Below are 14,897 nucleotides of genomic sequence, written 5' to 3' on the forward strand. Positions count from 1 at the left end.
GCCACGGGCCCGTCGGCACCGGCGGGTCCTGGAGCGGTCGCCGCGCGGTGGCGACCGCTCCGGCAAGAGGCTCCCGCCGCCCGCGCCGGCGTCACCGGTCGGGCCCGGCGGGGCGGGGCGGCAGGCCCGGCGGGACGATCCAAGGGGCGGGCGAACCGTTTCCCCACGCCGATGCGCGGGCGATGCCCGCGTCGGCCACCCGCAACTGCGCACACCGGGGGCAGGTGTCCGCCTCGTGTTCCCGAGGAGCGGGCCCCTGCCCGTGATCACGCCCGTCGTCCCGAGTCGGGCTCGGAACAGGGCCGAAGGCATCCATGTCCGCCCCAACGACTCCGCCCCCCGTACGGGAACGCCGGTCCGGTCCGGGCAGCCGCATCATCACCCGTTCGCCGCAACGCCGCGGCCTCCGGGCGGCCCCTCACCGGTTCGCCGGGCTCAAGGGATCTCCAGCTCGGCCCAGATGATCTTTCCCTCGGCGGTGTGGCGCGCACCCCAGCGGTGGGCGAGCTGGGCCACCAGGAACAGTCCGCGTCCGCCCTCGTCCATGCTGCGGGCATGCCTCAGCCGCGGCGACGCCCTGCCGGCGTCGGCGACCTCGCAGGTCAGCCGGGAGTCGCGGAGCAGCCGCAGCCGGATCGGCGGTGCGGCGTACCGGATCGCGTTGGTGACCAGCTCGCTCACGATGAGTTCCGTCGTCATGGCCAGTTCGCCCAGGCCCCAGGCTTCCACGCAGCGCGTCGCACCGGTCCGCACGTCGGCGACCGCGGCGGGGTCGGAGGGAACGTCCCAGGAGGCGACATGGTCGGCGCCCAGCGAGTGGCAGCGGGCCAGGAGCAGCGCGATGTCGTCCGGCTGCGGCACGGGCACGAGCCGCCGGACCGCGGAGGTGCACAGCGTGCCGAGGTTGCGGCCCTGCCGGGCCAGCAGGTCGCCGAGCCGGGACATGCCCCGCTCCATGTCGCGGTCGTCGCCCTCCACGAGCCCGTCGGTGTAGAACCCGATCAGACTGTTGTCGGCGAGTTCGATCTCGGTGGACTCGAACCCCATCCCGCCCAGTCCGAGGGGAGGTCCGGGGGCGAGCTCCGGGAAGTAGAACCGCCCGTCGGGCGGGACGACCACGGGCGGCGGATGTCCGGCGCGTGCCATGGTGCAGCGCAGCGTGACGGGATCGTAGACGGCGTACAGGCAGGTCGCCCCGAGCAGGGCGGTCGTGCTCTGGTCGGCCTCGTCATCGGTCCTCTCCTCGCTGAGCCGCAGCACCAGGTCGTCGAGGTGGGCCAGCAGTTCGTCGGGCGGCAGTTCCATGTCGGCGAGGGTCTGCACCGCGGTGCGCAGGCGGCCCATCGTCGCCGCCGCGGTGAGGCCGTGGCCGACCACGTCGCCGACGACGAGGCCCATGCGGGCGCCGGACAGGGGGATCACGTCGAACCAGTCGCCGCCGACCCCTCCGGTCGGGTCGGCCGGCAGGTAGTACGAGACCACCTCCAGCGCGGTCCCTCCGGTCAGGGCCTGCGGCAGCAGGCTGCGCTGGAGGGTGACCGCCGCCGCGTGTTCGCGGGTGTAGCGGCGGGCGTTGTCCACGCACAGCGCCGCCCGTGCCACCAGTTCCCGCGCCAGCAGGACGTCGTCGGGCTGGAAGGCGACGGGGTTGAGCGACCGCAGGAACGTGGTGAGGCCCAGCACGGTGTTGCGCGCCCGCATCGGTACCGAGATCAGGGAGTGCAGTCCGAACTCGCGGATGCTCGCCGCCCGCTCGGGTTCCTCGGCCACCCACAGCTCGTCGGAGGGGTCGAGGACCGGGATGAGGACCGGCTCGCCGTGGATGAGCAGCGTCGCGTCGTGCGACGGGGGCAGGAAGTCCACCCGGTCCCCCACCCGCGCCACGGCCTCCGGGCAGCCTTCCCGTACGGAGCTCAGGCCGGCGCGGCGCATCGCCGGCCGGGCGGGGGCCGGCCCCGCGTCGGTCAGCCACGCCCCGTGTCCCTCGGTGCTCAGGACCGGCTCCAGGAGATCGACCATGACGAAGTCCGCGAAGCGGGGCACGGAGAAGTCGGCGAGTTCCTGCGCCGTCTCCATGACGTCGAGGGTCCGGCCGATGCTGGTCCCGACCTCGTTGACCAGGGTCAGCAGCCGGCGGGCGTTCCACCGCTCGGTGACGTCCAGGACCATGTAGCAGACCCCGCTGACCGACTTGCCGGACTGCACCAGGGGGAAGAAGGAGGTGGAGTAGGCGCGTTGGCGGTGCGGGTCGGCCCAACTCCACCCGACGTACTCGTAGTCGGTGACCGGGACTCCGGTCGCCAGCACCTTGCGCATCAGCGCTTCGAGAGCCTCGGCCTGCAACCCGGGCAGCAGCTCGCTCATACGGCGTCCGAGCCGCTGCTCGCGGGGCACACCGCCGAGGCGCTCAAGGGTGTCGTTCAGCCACACGTACCGCAGGTCCAGGTCGACCACCGCCATCCCCACCGGGGAACGTGTCAGGAACCCGTCGAGAACACTCCGCCCCATCGTCCACGGCTGCCGCCGTTCGCGCGCCGAGACCAGGAAGCACTCGTCCGCGCCCATGCGGAAGGCGGCGGACACCCGCAGATCGACCTCCCTGCGGCTGCCGTCGCGGTGCCGGACGAAGATCAGGCCGTTCCATCCCATGCCGGCGCGGCACCGTTCCGCGATCCGGGCCACCCGCTCCGGGTCCTCCGGCATGTCCAGCAGACGCGCCCCTCCGGCACCCATGATCTCCGGCGCCGGGTAGCCGAGGAGATCCTCGGCGCCTCGGGTCCAGCCGACGACCTCTCCGCGGCCGGAGAGCACGGCCGCCGCGTCGCTGGACGCGTCGAAGACCTCGCGCGGCCCTGCGGACGTGCGCGCGTCGGAGCCCTCTCGCGCGAAATCCATGCGTCCCATCCTCTACAGGACCATGTTCCTGCTACTCCGCCCGATGTGCACGGCTCGGCCCGGCGGCGGCCCGTGGCCCGGGGAAGACCGTGGCCGATCGTGCCGGACGCGCCGTCCGCAGCCGCGCCCGCGCGCCGGGGAGCCGCCCGCGGCGGCCGGGCGCGCCCCGGCGCCGGGGCGTGGGAGACGCTGCTCGCGCGGGCGCAGGCCCGGGGGGAGCATGGAAGAACCCGCATGCGGAGATCCGGGTGCACGACGGCGCCGGCGAACCCGGGTCGGCCCGTCCTGTCGGCCGGTCGAGGAGGATCAGGGATGACAGCCGAATCCCTCCAGCCCGACGGCGGCGGGTACGAAGCGCGCCCGCCCCGGCGGATCGCTCTGCTGGACATGCTGAGCGTGGCCGCGGTGGTCGTCGACGCCGAGGGCCGCATCGTGTTCTGGACCCCGCAGGCCGAGGAGCTGTTCGGCTACACCTCTGAGGAAGCCCTCGGCACGTCCGCTGCACGGCTGTTCATCCATCCCGAGAACCTCCAGGCCGTGGCGCGTCTGTTCGCGGAAGTGCTGGAGACCGGCCGCAGTTGGGCGGGGGCCTTCCCGATCCGGTGCAAGGACGGCAGCACCCGCCTGACCGAGTTCCGCAACATGCGGCTGCTGGACGACGTGGGTGACGTGTACGCCCTGGGGATCGCCGCCGACCACAGCCTGCTCCAGCGGGTAGAAACCGATCTGGCCCTGTGCGAACGGCTGATCAACCAGTCCCCGATCGGTCTGGCCCTGCTCGACTCGGATCTTCGATATCTCCTGGTCAACCCGGCGCTGGAGCGGATCGACGGGATACCCGCCGAGGACCACGTCGGGCGGCGTCTGCGGGAGACCATGCCGTTCGCCGACATCGACACCATCGAGTCCGCGTTGCGCCAGGTGCTCACCACCGGCAGCCCGCTGCTCGACCAGTACCACGTGGGGCGCACACCGGCCGACCCCGACCAGGAGCACGCCTGGTCGCTGTCCTTCTACCGGCTGGAGGACCCGGGTGGGCGGGTGCTGGGCGCGGTGACGTCGGTCGTGGACGTCACCGAACGGCACCGCGCGGCCGCCGAGGCGGACCGGGCCCGGCGGCGTCTGGCCCTCGTCGCCGAGGCCTCCACGCGCGTCGGCACCACGCTGGAGGTCGAGCAGACCGCCCACGAACTGGCCGACATCGCCACCGGCGCGCTCGCCGACGTGGTGGCCGTGGACGTCCTCGACTCCGCCCTGGCCTGCCGCCGTATGCGCAAACCGGACAACGGCCCGGAGCTGTTCCGCTCCCTCGCCCTGAAGGCGGCCTACCCCAGCGTGGCGCTGCGGGCCGCGGACCGACCCGGCGACCTGGCCGCCTACGACGGTGACCGGCTGGTCACCCTGTGCGTGCACACCGGCCGGCCGGTCCTCGTGCGCCATGTCGGGGACCGCGATCTGCCCCGTATCGCGCGCGACGCCCAGGGCACCGAGCTGCTCGCGCAGGCGGGCGTCCACTCGTATCTCGCCGTGCCGCTGATCGCCCACGGCGAGGTGCTGGGCGCCCTCGACCTCAAGCGCACCCGCAATCCGCTCCCCTTCGACCAGGACGACGTCGTGCTCGCCGGTGAGCTGGCCAGTCGTGCCGCAGTGGCGATCGACAACGCCCGCTGGTTCCAGAGCGTGCGCAACACCGCCCTCACCCTCCAGCGCAGTCTGCTGCCGGAGCACTCGCAGCACCACGCCGGTCTGGAACTCGCCTCCCGCTACCAGCCGGCCCAGGCCACCAGCGAGGTGGGCGGCGACTGGTACGACGTCATCGCGCTGACCGACGACAGGACCGCCCTGGTCGTCGGTGACGTCATGGGCAACGGCATCGACGCGGCCGCCACGATGGGCCGGCTGCGGACCGCCACCTGCGCGTACGCGGACCTCGATCTGGAGCCGGGCGCCGTGCTCCAGCACCTCGACAAGATCACCTGCGATCTGGAGCACTACATCGTCACCTGCCTGTACGCGGTGTACGACCCCCGCACCCGGCGGTGCCGTATCGCCAACGCGGGACACATGCCGCCCGCGCTGGTCCGGGCCGGGCGCTCCCCCGCGCTGCTCGACCTGCCTCCCGCCGCACCGCTCGGCGTCGGCGGCGTCCCCTTCGAGACGACGACGGTCGAGTTCGGCCCCGGTGACCTGCTGGTGCTCTACACCGACGGCCTCGTCGAGACCAGGCACCACCCCATCGACGACCGGCTGAACGTTCTGCTCGGCTATCTCGACGAACCCCGGCGCCCGCTCGAGGAGACGTGCGACCTCCTGCTGTACGGTCTGCGCCACCCGGACGACCACGACGACGTCGCCCTCCTCGTCGCCCGCGCGGTCGAGCGCCGCGGCACAGGCCGCCCGGCGGACCGCCGCGCCGGCTGAGTGCCGAAGGCCCTGCCGGTCCGTCAGCAACCCTGTGCGACCGCGCAGCAGGGGCGCACATTGTGCTGGATTGAGCCCTGTACGCGCCCCCGGGTACGCGGTGAGAATGCGCCATGACAGTGATCACGTGATTCAGGTGTCGTGGCCCCACACCCGCCGCCGCCTACCGGGGAAAGCAGGTCGGTTGCCGTGCAGTTGCGTTTGCCCACGTCGATATCCGAAGCACAGCAGTGCCTGGCCGACGGGGCCGTACCCATCGGCGGGGCGACGCTCGTGTGGGCCGCCTGGCAGCGGGACGGCTTCCCCGAGCAGGCGGTGTCCCTGCGCAACCTGCCGGAGGCCAACGTCGTGGAGCCCCGGGCCCTGGGCGCCGCCGTCCTGTTGAACCGCGTCGACCAGAGCGTGCCCGAGGTGCTGCATCTCGCGGCGGCGAGCGTGGGGACCGGCGCGGTCCGCCGGACGGCCACCGTCGGCGGCAACCTCGTCGGCAGCACACTGCGCTGCCTGTTGCCCGCGGCGTGCGTCCTGGACGCCCGCGCCACGGTGCTGGAACCGGACGGGGTCTACGAGACCGACCTCGCCGAGGTCGTGGCCAAGCGCCATCTGCTGCTCAGCCTCCGGTGGAGCGAACCGGTCGTCAGCGGGTACCGCAAGCTGGCGGGCGAGGCCGGCGGACCGCCGCCCTTCGTGATCGCCTCGGCCGTACACGCCGACGACGACGGGCGCAACCGCTTGCGCGTCGCCGTCCGCGACGGCTACGAGGTCCTCAGCGACAGCACGGTGTGCGAGGGCGACACCGAACAGGTGCTGGATGCCCTGCGGCGCACGGCCGTCGGCACGGTGGACGCCTCGGACTGGGAAGCGGTGCGCCGGCACGTGAGCGACCTCCTGACCCGCCTCGCCGACCGGTGAACCCGTGAACCCGCCGTCGTGACCGTCGGCTCCTCGGCCACCCGAACGCTCCCGCCGTGCCGCATCGAGACGGAAATGGTTACATTTGATGACTGGCATCTGTGATCGAAGGAACCCGTGATCGAAAGCGGATGAGCATGGCGGTAGACCAAGGACCCGGCATTCGGCCAGCGACGACGGAGACCGACGCCCGTGCGGATCTCCTGGTCTCGCCGGTCAGTTCGCACAACGAGTGGGATCCGCTGGAGGAGATCGTCGTCGGGCGGCTCGACGGCGCGACGATTCCCTCCGACCATCCGGTCGTCACCTGCAACATCCCGCCGTGGGCGCAGCGGCTCCAAGGCCTCGCCGCCGGGTTCAAGTACCCGCGCAGGCTCATCGAGTCGGCCCAGCGGGAGCTGGACGAGTTCATCGCACTGCTGGAATCCCTCGACGTCACCGTCAGGCGTCCGGACCCGGTCGACCACAGGCAGCGCTTCGGCACACCCGACTGGTCGTCACGCGGCTTCTGCAACACCTGTCCCCGCGACAGCATGCTCGTGATCGGCGACGAGATCATCGAGACCCCGATGGCGTGGCCGTGCCGGTACTTCGAGACGCACTCCTACCGGGCGCTCCTGAAGGACTACTTCCGGCGCGGTGCGCGCTGGACGGCGGCACCCCGGCCGCAGCTCACCGACGCGCTGTTCGAGCAGGACTTCAGCATCCCCGGCTCCGGCGAGCCGATGCGCTACATCCTGACCGAGTTCGAGCCGGTCTTCGACGCCGCGGACTTCGTCCGCGCGGGTCGCGACCTGTTCGTGACGCGGAGCAATGTCACCAACCGGATGGGCATCGACTGGCTGCGCCGCCATCTCGGTCCCGGCTTCCGTGTCCACGAGGTCGAGAGCAGTTGCCGGACACCGATGCACATCGACACCACGTTCCTCGTGCTGGCCCCCGGCAAGGTCCTGGTCAATCCCGAGTACATCGACGTCGACCGGCTGCCGGACGTGCTGAGTTCGTGGGACGTGCTCATCGCCCCGGAGCCCGATCCGATCGACGACCGGCTGCTCCGCCTCACCTCGATGTGCGGCAGATGGCTCAGCATGAACATCCTGATGGTCGACGAGAAGCGGGTGATCGCGGAGCGGCACCACACCGGCATGCTGCGCGCGCTGGAGAAGTGGGGCTTCGAGCCGATCCCGTGCAACCTGCTGCACTACGCGCCGTTCGGCGGCTCCTTCCACTGCGCGACGCTCGACATCCGACGCCGCGGCACGCTCGAGTCCTACTTCCCCTGAGCGCGGCAAGGCCGTCCCGGGCCCGGTCCCCCGCCGACGCGGAGGCCCGGGCCCGGGACGGTTGAGGAGTCAGGCGATCTCGACGAGGAGGTCTCCGCCCTCCACCTGCTGGATCTGATTGATCGCCAGCCTGGCCACCCGCCCCGCCTTCGGCGCCGTGATGGCGGCCTCCATCTTCATCGCCTCGATGGTGGCGACCGTGGCACCCGCCGCGACCTCGTCGCCCTCGGCGACCACGAGCGTCACCACCCCGCCGAACGGCGCCGCCACATGACCGGGGTCGGACCGGTCCGCCTTCTCGGTCACCGGGATGTCGGAGGCGGCCGCGGTGTCGCGCACCTGGATCGGACGCAACTGACCGTTCAGCGTGGACATCACGGTGCGCATCCCGCGCTCGTCCGCCTCGCCCACGGCCTCCAGCTCGATCAGGAGGCGCACCCCGGGTTCGAGGTCGACGGCGTACTCCGTGCCGGGCCGCAGCCCGTAGAAGAAGTCCTTGCTGTCCAGCACGCTGGTGTCGCCGAAGGCCTGCCGGTGCGCCTCGAAGTCGCGCGTCGGGCCCGGGAACAGCAGCCGGTTGAGCGTCGTACGCCGCTCCTTCGCCAGCCCCGTACGGTCCTCGGCCGTCAGTTCCTGCGGCGGCCTCGGGTCCGCCCTGCCCTCCAGCGCCCGGCTGCGGAACGGCTCCGGCCATCCGCCGGGCGGGTTGCCCAACTCACCGCGCAGGAAGCCGATGACGGAGTCGGGGATGTCGAACCTGTTCGGTGTCGCCTCGAAGTCCGTCGGCGACACCCCGGCACCGACCAGGTGCAGCGCGAGGTCCCCGACCACCTTCGACGACGGGGTGACCTTCACCAGGCGGCCGAGCATCCGGTCGGCGGCGGCGTACATCGCCTCGATCTCCTCGAAGCGTTCGCCCAGGCCCAGCGCGATGGCCTGGGTGCGCAGGTTGGAGAGCTGGCCGCCGGGGATCTCGTGGTGGTAGACGCGCCCCGTCGGCGAGGCCAGGCCCGCCTCGAAGGGGGCGTAGATCTTGCGGACGCTCTCCCAGTACGGTTCTAGGTCCCCGACGGCGCCGAGGTCGAGTCCGGTGGGCCGCTCGGAGTGGTCGGTCGCGGCCACGAGCGCCGACAGCGACGGCTGCGAGGTGGTGCCCGCCATCGAGGCCACCGCGCCGTCCACCGCGTCGGCGCCCGCCTGGATCGCGGCGAGATAGCTGGCGAGCTGGCCGCCGGCCGTGTCGTGGGTGTGCAGGTGCACCGGCAGGTCGAACTCCCGGCGCAGCGCCGACACGAGCGTCGCGGCGGCCGGCGCCCGCAGCAGGCCCGCCATGTCCTTGACGGCCAGCACGTGGGCGCCGGCGGCCACGATCTGCTCGGCCAGGCGGAGGTAGTAGTCCAGCGTGTACAACCGCTCGGACGGGTCGGACAGGTCGGAGGTGTAGCACAGGGCCACTTCCGCGACGGCCGTTCCGGTCTCGCGGACCGCGTCGATGGCGGGCCGCATCTGCGCGACGTCGTTGAGGGCGTCGAAGATGCGGAAGATGTCGATGCCGGTCGCCGCCGCCTCCTGCACGAAGGCGTCGGTCACCTCGGTCGGGTACGGCGTGTAGCCCACGGTGTTGCGCCCGCGCAGCAGCATCTGGAGGCAGATGTTCGGCACCGCCTCACGCAGTGCGGCCAGCCGCTCCCACGGATCCTCGGCGAGGAAGCGCAGCGCGACGTCGTAGGTGGCGCCGCCCCAGCACTCCAGGGACAGCAGCTGCGGCAGGGTGCGGGCCACCACCGGGGCCACGGCGAGCATGTCCTTGGTGCGGACCCTGGTGGCGAGCAGCGACTGGTGGGCGTCGCGGAACGTGGTGTCGGTGACGCCGATCGTCGGCGACGTGCGCAGCCATCCGGCGAATCCCTCCGGACCCAGCTCGGCGAGCCGCTGCCTGGACCCGGCGGGCGGCTCGCCCGCGGGCAGCGCGGGCAGTTTGGTGACCGGGTCGATCACCTCGGGCCGTTCGCCGTGCGGCCTGTTGACCGTGACGTCGGCGAGGTAGGTGAGCAACTTCGTGCCGCGGTCGGCCGAGTGACGCGACGTCAGCAGATGGGGGCGTTGCTCGATGAACGCGGTGGTGACCCGTCCGGCCTGGAAGTCCGGGTCGTCCAGTACGGCCTGGAGGAAGGGGATGTTGGTGGCCACCCCGCGGATGCGGAACTCGGCCACGGCACGCCGGGCCCGCCCGACGGCCGTCGGGAAGTCCCGCCCCCGGCAGGTGAGTTTGACCAGCATGGAATCGAAGTGGGCGCTGACCTCGGAACCGGCGTGGGTGGTGCCGCCGTCCAGTCGGATGCCCGACCCGCCGGGCGAGCGGTAGGCGCTGATCATGCCGGTGTCCGGGCGGAATCCGTTGGCCGGGTCCTCGGTGGTGATACGGCACTGGAGCGCGGCTCCCCGCAGGGTGACGGTCTCCTGGGCGAGGCCGAGGTCGGCCAGCGTCTCCCCGGCGGCGATACGCATCTGCGCCTGCACGAGGTCGACGTCGGTGACCTCCTCGGTCACCGTGTGCTCGACCTGGATGCGCGGGTTCATCTCGATGAAGACGTGGTTCCCGTCGCGGTCGAGCAGGAACTCCACGGTGCCCGCGTTGCGGTAGCCGATGTGCCGGGCGAAGCGCACCGCGTCCGCGCAGATCCGGTCCCGCAGCTCCGGATCGAGGTTCGGCGCGGGCGCCAGCTCGATCACCTTCTGGTGGCGCCGCTGGAGGGAGCAGTCGCGCTCGAACAGGTGGATGACGTGGCCGTCGCCGTCGGCCAGGATCTGCACCTCGATGTGGCGGGGGTCGACGACGGCCTTCTCCAGGAAGACGGTGGAGTCGCCGAAGGCGGACGCCGCCTCACGGGCGGCCGCCTCGATGGCCTCGCGCAGTTGGGCGGGTTCCTCGACCCGGCGCATGCCGCGCCCGCCGCCACCGGCGACCGCCTTGACGAACACCGGGAAGCCGATGTCCCCCGCGGCCCGCACCAGTTCGTCCACGTCGGCGGAGGGCGCCGAGGAGCCCAGCACGGGGACGCCGGCCTCGCGGGCGGCGGCCACCGCGCGCGCCTTGTTCCCGGTCAGTTCGAGGGTGGCCGCGGTCGGGCCGACGAAAGTGATGCCCGCCTCCTCGCAGGCGCGCGCGAGTTCGGGATTCTCGGACAGGAACCCGTAGCCCGGGTACACGGCGTCCGCTCCCGCCCGGCGCGCCGCGCGGACGATCTCCTCGACGGAGAGGTAGGCCCGCACCGGATGTCCGGGCTCGCCGATCTCGTACGCCTCGTCGGCCTTCATACGGTGCAGCGAGTTGCGGTCCTCGTAGGGGAAGACCGCGACGGTACGCGCGCCCAGTTCGTAGCCGGCACGAAACGCACGAATCGCGATCTCACCACGGTTCGCGACCAGCACCTTGCGGAACATGCTCGATCCCTTCAGCCTGCCGGTGGACGCGCTCTATGGTGTCGGCGACGCCTGCGCTGCGCCATGTGAGCCGGGCCACTCACCCGTCGGCGGATGCGCGCGAAGCGGTACGGCGGCCTCTCGCCGCCCGGAGATGTGCGTCGTCCGACGAACGCGTCCTCGGCGGGGCCGATGCCGAACGGGCCCCTCTGCCGAGGGGCCCGTTCGGCATGTCCGCGGGCGGTGGGTCAGCCGTCCGCGCCGGGCTCCACGAACCGCGCCGCGGTTCCGGAGCCCTCGCGCCCCGTCACCCGGCGGGGTCGAGCACGACCGGCAGCTCCGCGAGGCCGCGGAACGCGGGGAACGGAACCGCCATCCACTGCGGCCCGCTCGCGGGGTCGGCCAGCGTCAGCCGGGGGAAGCGGCCGAAAAGGGTGCTCAGCGCCAGCTGCGTCTCCAGCCGGGCCAGCGGGGCACCCAGGCAGTAGTGGCTGCCGTGCCCGAACCCGAGGTGGGCGTTCTGCGTGTTTCCCGGTCGCCGCACGTCGAAGTCGTCCGGGCGCTCGAACTTCTCCGGGTCGCGGTTGGCCGACGTGAGCGCGATCTGCACCAGGGCGCCCTTCGGGATCCGCGTCCCGCTGTACTCCACGTCCTCGGTGGCGTAGCGGAACGTCGCGCTCTCCACGGAACCCTCGTAGCGCACCAGTTCCTCCACCGCCGGACCGATCAGTTCCGGTTTCTCCTGCACGGCGCGGAGCTGCGCGGGACGGGCGAGGAAGTGGTAGACGGCGTTGCCGATGAGGTAGGCCGTCGTCTTGTGACCGGCGAACATCAGCAGGAACGCCGTGGAGACCAGCTCGTTCTCGCTGAGCCCGCCGTCGGTGTCCCGGACGGCGGTGAGGGCGCTCAGCATGTCGTCGGCCGGTTCCCTGCGCTTGCGCGCGATCAGCTCCGTGAAGTACGCGTGCAGGTCCTCCTCCGCCTTCTGCTGGGCCCGCTTGGACTCCGCGCTGAAGCCGGTCTGCGCCACCGTGGTGGACAGCTGCTGCATCTTCGAGCGCTCCTGCGGCGGCACCCCGAGCAGTTCGCAGATCACGGCGATCGGCACCGGGAACGCGAAGGCGGGGAGCAGGTCGAGGGGCTCGCGGGTGGGACAGTCGTCGAGGAGTGTCTCGACGATCTCCTGGATCCTCGGCCGCAGCGCCTCCACCCGGCGCGGGGTGAACGCGGTGTTGACCAGCTTGCGCAGCCGCGTGTGCTTGGGCGCGTCGGAGTTGAGCATGTTGTCGTCCAGCGCCACGGACGAGTCACCGAAGATCCTCCGGTAGGCGTCCATGGCGCCGTACATGTCCTTGCTCAACCGCGGGTCCGACAGGGCGTTGCGCGCGTCCTCGTACCGGGTGATCAGGTACGTCTCGTTGCCGTGCGGCGGTCTCATCGGGCAGACCGGAGCCGACTCGCGGAGCTGGGCGTAGACCGGGTGAGGGTTGCGCCGGTACTCCGGAGTGCACCGCTCGGCGGCGGCGACGGCGTCTTGCGTGGTGGTCACGGACGACTCCTCAGGTCGAAGAGGGCCTCGGCGTTGCCGCCGAGGATCCGCTGCTGGGACGCCTTGTCCACCGGCAGCTTCTCGATCATGCGGACGAAGTCCTCCAGCGGCGCCGCCATCGGCGGTGAGTCGGTGCCGAACAGCATCCGTTCGGGCCCGAGGACCTCCGCGTTGAGGCTCAGGTGCGCCGCGCTGAACGGGCTGGTGTCGACGTACATGCGCCGCAGTGCGGCGATCGGGTCGGCCGACGGCGCCATCGCCCCGTGCGACGCGGGCTTCGCCGCGCCGGCCGCGGGCGGGGCGGTGCCGGGCTTCCGGTCGGCGGGCCGCCCGGAGGGCGGCGCGCCCCCGGCCCAGTGCCGGGGGCGCGCCGCCGTCTGCAGGCGCTCCGGCAGCAGCGCCATCGCGCCGCCGCCGGTAGCGCCGATCAGTCGCAGACCGGGGTACTTGTCCAGCCATCCCGCGAACGCGATCATGGCCATGCCGACGGTGAGGTCGCCGAAGCGGCCGATCTGCTCCACGAAGCTGAAGTCGTCGACCCGTTCCGTGCCGACCGGTTCCGCCGGTGCGTGCACCAGCACCGGCACTCCCGCCTCCGCGGCCAGCGCGAAGAAGGAGTCGGCGCGCGGGGAGCCGAGCAGCTCCCCGTGGACGCTGGACGTGGTGATCAGGCCGACGAAGGCGGGATCCTGCAGCGTCTCCCGCACACCTTCGAGGTGGTCGTCGTCCCCGAACGGGTTGGCGTACACATAGCCGCGCAACTGGTCGGGGAACTTGGCGATCAGGCCTGACATCCAGGCGTGGAAGCCGCGCAGCCGGTCCCGTGGCTGCGCGTAGTTGTCGATGCCCGGGACCCGGGCCATCGCACCGGCGCCGACGGGGCTGCCGATGATGGTGAGATCGATCCCGGCCTGGGCGCGGGCGGCGAGCATGCCGTCGACGTCGGTCAGGCTGGGGGGCATGGGGAAGCGTTCGGCCGCTTCCGGTGGGGACAGATGCCCGTGGATGTCGATGATCATGTGCTGCTTCCCGGTTTCGGTGTGAGTGCACGGGTGACCGCGGCGCAGTCCTCGTCACCCAGTCCCTGCTCGGTGGCACGGACGTGGGTCTCGGCTGCGGCGGTCGCCAGCGGCAGACTCAGGCCGACCGCAGCAGCCTGCTTCGATGCGAGCATGAGGTCTTTGGCCATCAGCCGCAGCCTGAAGTCCGGCTTGCCGAAGTTGCCGGAGGCCAGTCGCTTGGACTTGAACGCCATCACCGGGGAGGCGAAGCCGCTGCCCGCGATCGTCTTGAGGACCTGCTGCCGGTTGAGCCCGGTGGCCGACGCCAGCTCGGTCGCCTCGGCCAGCGCCTGCACCTCGACCCCCATCAGGAGGTTGAGGAGCAGTTTCATCCGCATGCCGGAACCGAGTGCGCCCAGATGGACGACCTCCTTGCCCAGCATCTCCAGCAGCGGACGGCAGGCGTTGAAGACCCGTTCCTCACCGCCGGCGAACAGCCGCAGCTCGCCCTCGCGGGCGTGGTCGCGGTTGCCGAGCATGCCGACGTCCAGCACCGAGGGGACGTCGCCGGCGATCTGGACGACCTCTTCGGGAGCGACGGTGCTCGCACAGATCAGGGTGCCGGGGTAGGGGCCCTTCGTCAGCATTCCGTCGGTCCCGCGCAGCACCTCGCTGAGGGCCTCGCCGTCGGAGACGGTGCAGATGGTGTGGGTCGTGCCCTCGACGGCGTGGGCGGGACCGGCCGCCGCGAACGCGCCGGACCTGACGAGCGGTTCGGCCCGCTCCGGGGTCCGGTTCCAGACCCGGACGGGTATGCCCTGGTCGAGGAGGCGGGTGGCCAGCCCGCTGCCCATGAGGCCGAGGCCGAGGACGGCCACGGGGCCGTTGGTCGCACGTGTCATGACTTCGCCCCCACGGTCTCCTTGACGATCCGGAACCGCAGCGACTGCGTGGAGTCGACCCACTGGCGCAGCGGAGCCACCAGTTCGTTGTGGTCCTCGCTCTGCTGCCAGGCGAAGAAGTGCTCGGGTGTCTCCCACTCGCTGGTGATCACCCACTGACGTGAGTCGTCCACGGGTGCGCCGAGCTTCTCGACGATGTGGCCGGGGGTCTTGGCGACGGACTTCCGGATCTGGTCGTACAGATCCAGGAACCCCTGCTCGCCGCCCTCCTTCACACGGACCGTGAAAACGACGGACAGCTGCTCGGCCGAATGGCCCTTCTGCTTGGTGCCCATGTCTCCTCCTGAAGGTGAGATCCGGCAGGACACGACTCCACCGAGCCATGCCCCCCGTCCGGCCGCAACTCCGAATGGGGGACGGGCCAATGGGGACAAGGGCTCACGCTGAGTTCTTGGTCTGTTCGGGTGAGTGACGAGACGGTCCCTCGCGGTGCGTCCGGCCGCGCCCGGCG

Annotated in this window: 9 protein-coding genes; 3 read left to right on the forward strand and 6 right to left on the reverse strand. The window is 71.7% G+C overall.

All coding sequences use genetic code 11. The features are described 5' to 3' along the window. Window positions 1-435: 435 nt before the first annotated feature. A complete protein-coding gene (locus tag DN051_RS05315; protein WP_112438110.1) occupies window positions 436-2,895 on the reverse strand; it encodes a SpoIIE family protein phosphatase in 2,460 nt (819 codons plus the stop codon). A gap of 312 nt (window positions 2,896-3,207) precedes the next feature. On the opposite strand from DN051_RS05315, the gene DN051_RS05320 reads away from it, so the two are divergent. The 3 genes from DN051_RS05320 to DN051_RS05330 all read left to right on the forward strand — a co-directional run bounded on the left by DN051_RS05320 (window position 3,208) and on the right by DN051_RS05330 (window position 7,511). Next, on the forward strand, window positions 3,208-5,316 hold the full coding sequence (locus tag DN051_RS05320) for a SpoIIE family protein phosphatase (RefSeq protein ID WP_112438111.1): 2,109 nt from the start codon (window positions 3,208-3,210) through the stop codon (window positions 5,314-5,316). 189 nt (window positions 5,317-5,505) lie between these two features. Further along, window positions 5,506-6,228, forward strand: coding sequence for an FAD binding domain-containing protein (locus tag DN051_RS05325; RefSeq protein WP_112438112.1), 723 nt, complete (start codon window positions 5,506-5,508; stop codon window positions 6,226-6,228). A gap of 137 nt (window positions 6,229-6,365) precedes the next feature. Beyond that, on the forward strand, window positions 6,366-7,511 hold the full coding sequence (locus DN051_RS05330) for an amidinotransferase (protein ID WP_053756284.1): 1,146 nt from the start codon (window positions 6,366-6,368) through the stop codon (window positions 7,509-7,511). Window positions 7,512-7,580: 69 nt separating this feature from the next. On the opposite strand, the gene DN051_RS05335 is transcribed toward DN051_RS05330, so the two are convergent. The 5 genes from DN051_RS05335 to DN051_RS05355 form a co-directional block, all read right to left on the reverse strand. Then, complete coding sequence (locus DN051_RS05335; RefSeq protein WP_053756139.1) at window positions 7,581-10,955, reverse strand: pyruvate carboxylase; 3,375 nt, start codon at window positions 10,953-10,955, stop codon at window positions 7,581-7,583. 286 nt (window positions 10,956-11,241) lie between these two features. Continuing rightward, window positions 11,242-12,483, reverse strand: coding sequence for a cytochrome P450 family protein (locus DN051_RS05340; RefSeq protein WP_112438113.1), 1,242 nt, complete (start codon window positions 12,481-12,483; stop codon window positions 11,242-11,244). Further along, window positions 12,480-13,502 carry an amidohydrolase family protein gene (locus DN051_RS05345; protein ID WP_112438114.1) on the reverse strand — a complete coding sequence of 341 codons (1,023 nt, stop codon included), beginning with the start codon at window positions 13,500-13,502 and terminating at the stop codon, window positions 12,480-12,482. Before DN051_RS05345 ends, DN051_RS05340 begins: the two co-directional genes overlap by 4 nt. Further along, window positions 13,499-14,386, reverse strand: a complete 888-nt coding sequence (locus DN051_RS05350) for an NAD(P)-dependent oxidoreductase (protein ID WP_053756136.1) — start codon at window positions 14,384-14,386, stop codon at window positions 13,499-13,501. Before DN051_RS05350 ends, DN051_RS05345 begins: the two co-directional genes overlap by 4 nt. After that, on the reverse strand, window positions 14,383-14,721 hold the full coding sequence (locus DN051_RS05355; protein WP_053756135.1) for an antibiotic biosynthesis monooxygenase family protein: 339 nt from the start codon (window positions 14,719-14,721) through the stop codon (window positions 14,383-14,385). Before DN051_RS05355 ends, DN051_RS05350 begins: the two co-directional genes overlap by 4 nt. Window positions 14,722-14,897: the final 176 nt, after the last annotated feature.

This window comes from Streptomyces cadmiisoli, from assembly GCF_003261055.1.
In the GTDB taxonomy this organism is placed as follows: Bacteria; Actinomycetota; Actinomycetes; order Streptomycetales; family Streptomycetaceae; genus Streptomyces; species Streptomyces cadmiisoli.

Excerpts from the sequence above, each read along its gene's own strand:
- DN051_RS05315 (WP_112438110.1), bottom strand. The coding sequence starts at position 2,895 with ATGGATTTCGCGCGAGAGGGCTCCGACGCGCGCACGTCCGCAGGGCCG.
- DN051_RS05345 (WP_112438114.1), bottom strand. The coding sequence starts at position 13,502 with ATGATCATCGACATCCACGGGCATCTGTCCCCACCGGAAGCGGCCGAA.
- DN051_RS05335 (WP_053756139.1), bottom strand. The coding sequence starts at position 10,955 with ATGTTCCGCAAGGTGCTGGTCGCGAACCGTGGTGAGATCGCGATTCGT.
- DN051_RS05330 (WP_053756284.1), top strand. The coding sequence starts at position 6,366 with ATGGCGGTAGACCAAGGACCCGGCATTCGGCCAGCGACGACGGAGACC.
- DN051_RS05350 (WP_053756136.1), bottom strand. The coding sequence starts at position 14,386 with ATGACACGTGCGACCAACGGCCCCGTGGCCGTCCTCGGCCTCGGCCTC.
- DN051_RS05320 (WP_112438111.1), top strand. The coding sequence starts at position 3,208 with ATGACAGCCGAATCCCTCCAGCCCGACGGCGGCGGGTACGAAGCGCGC.
- DN051_RS05355 (WP_053756135.1), bottom strand. The coding sequence starts at position 14,721 with ATGGGCACCAAGCAGAAGGGCCATTCGGCCGAGCAGCTGTCCGTCGTT.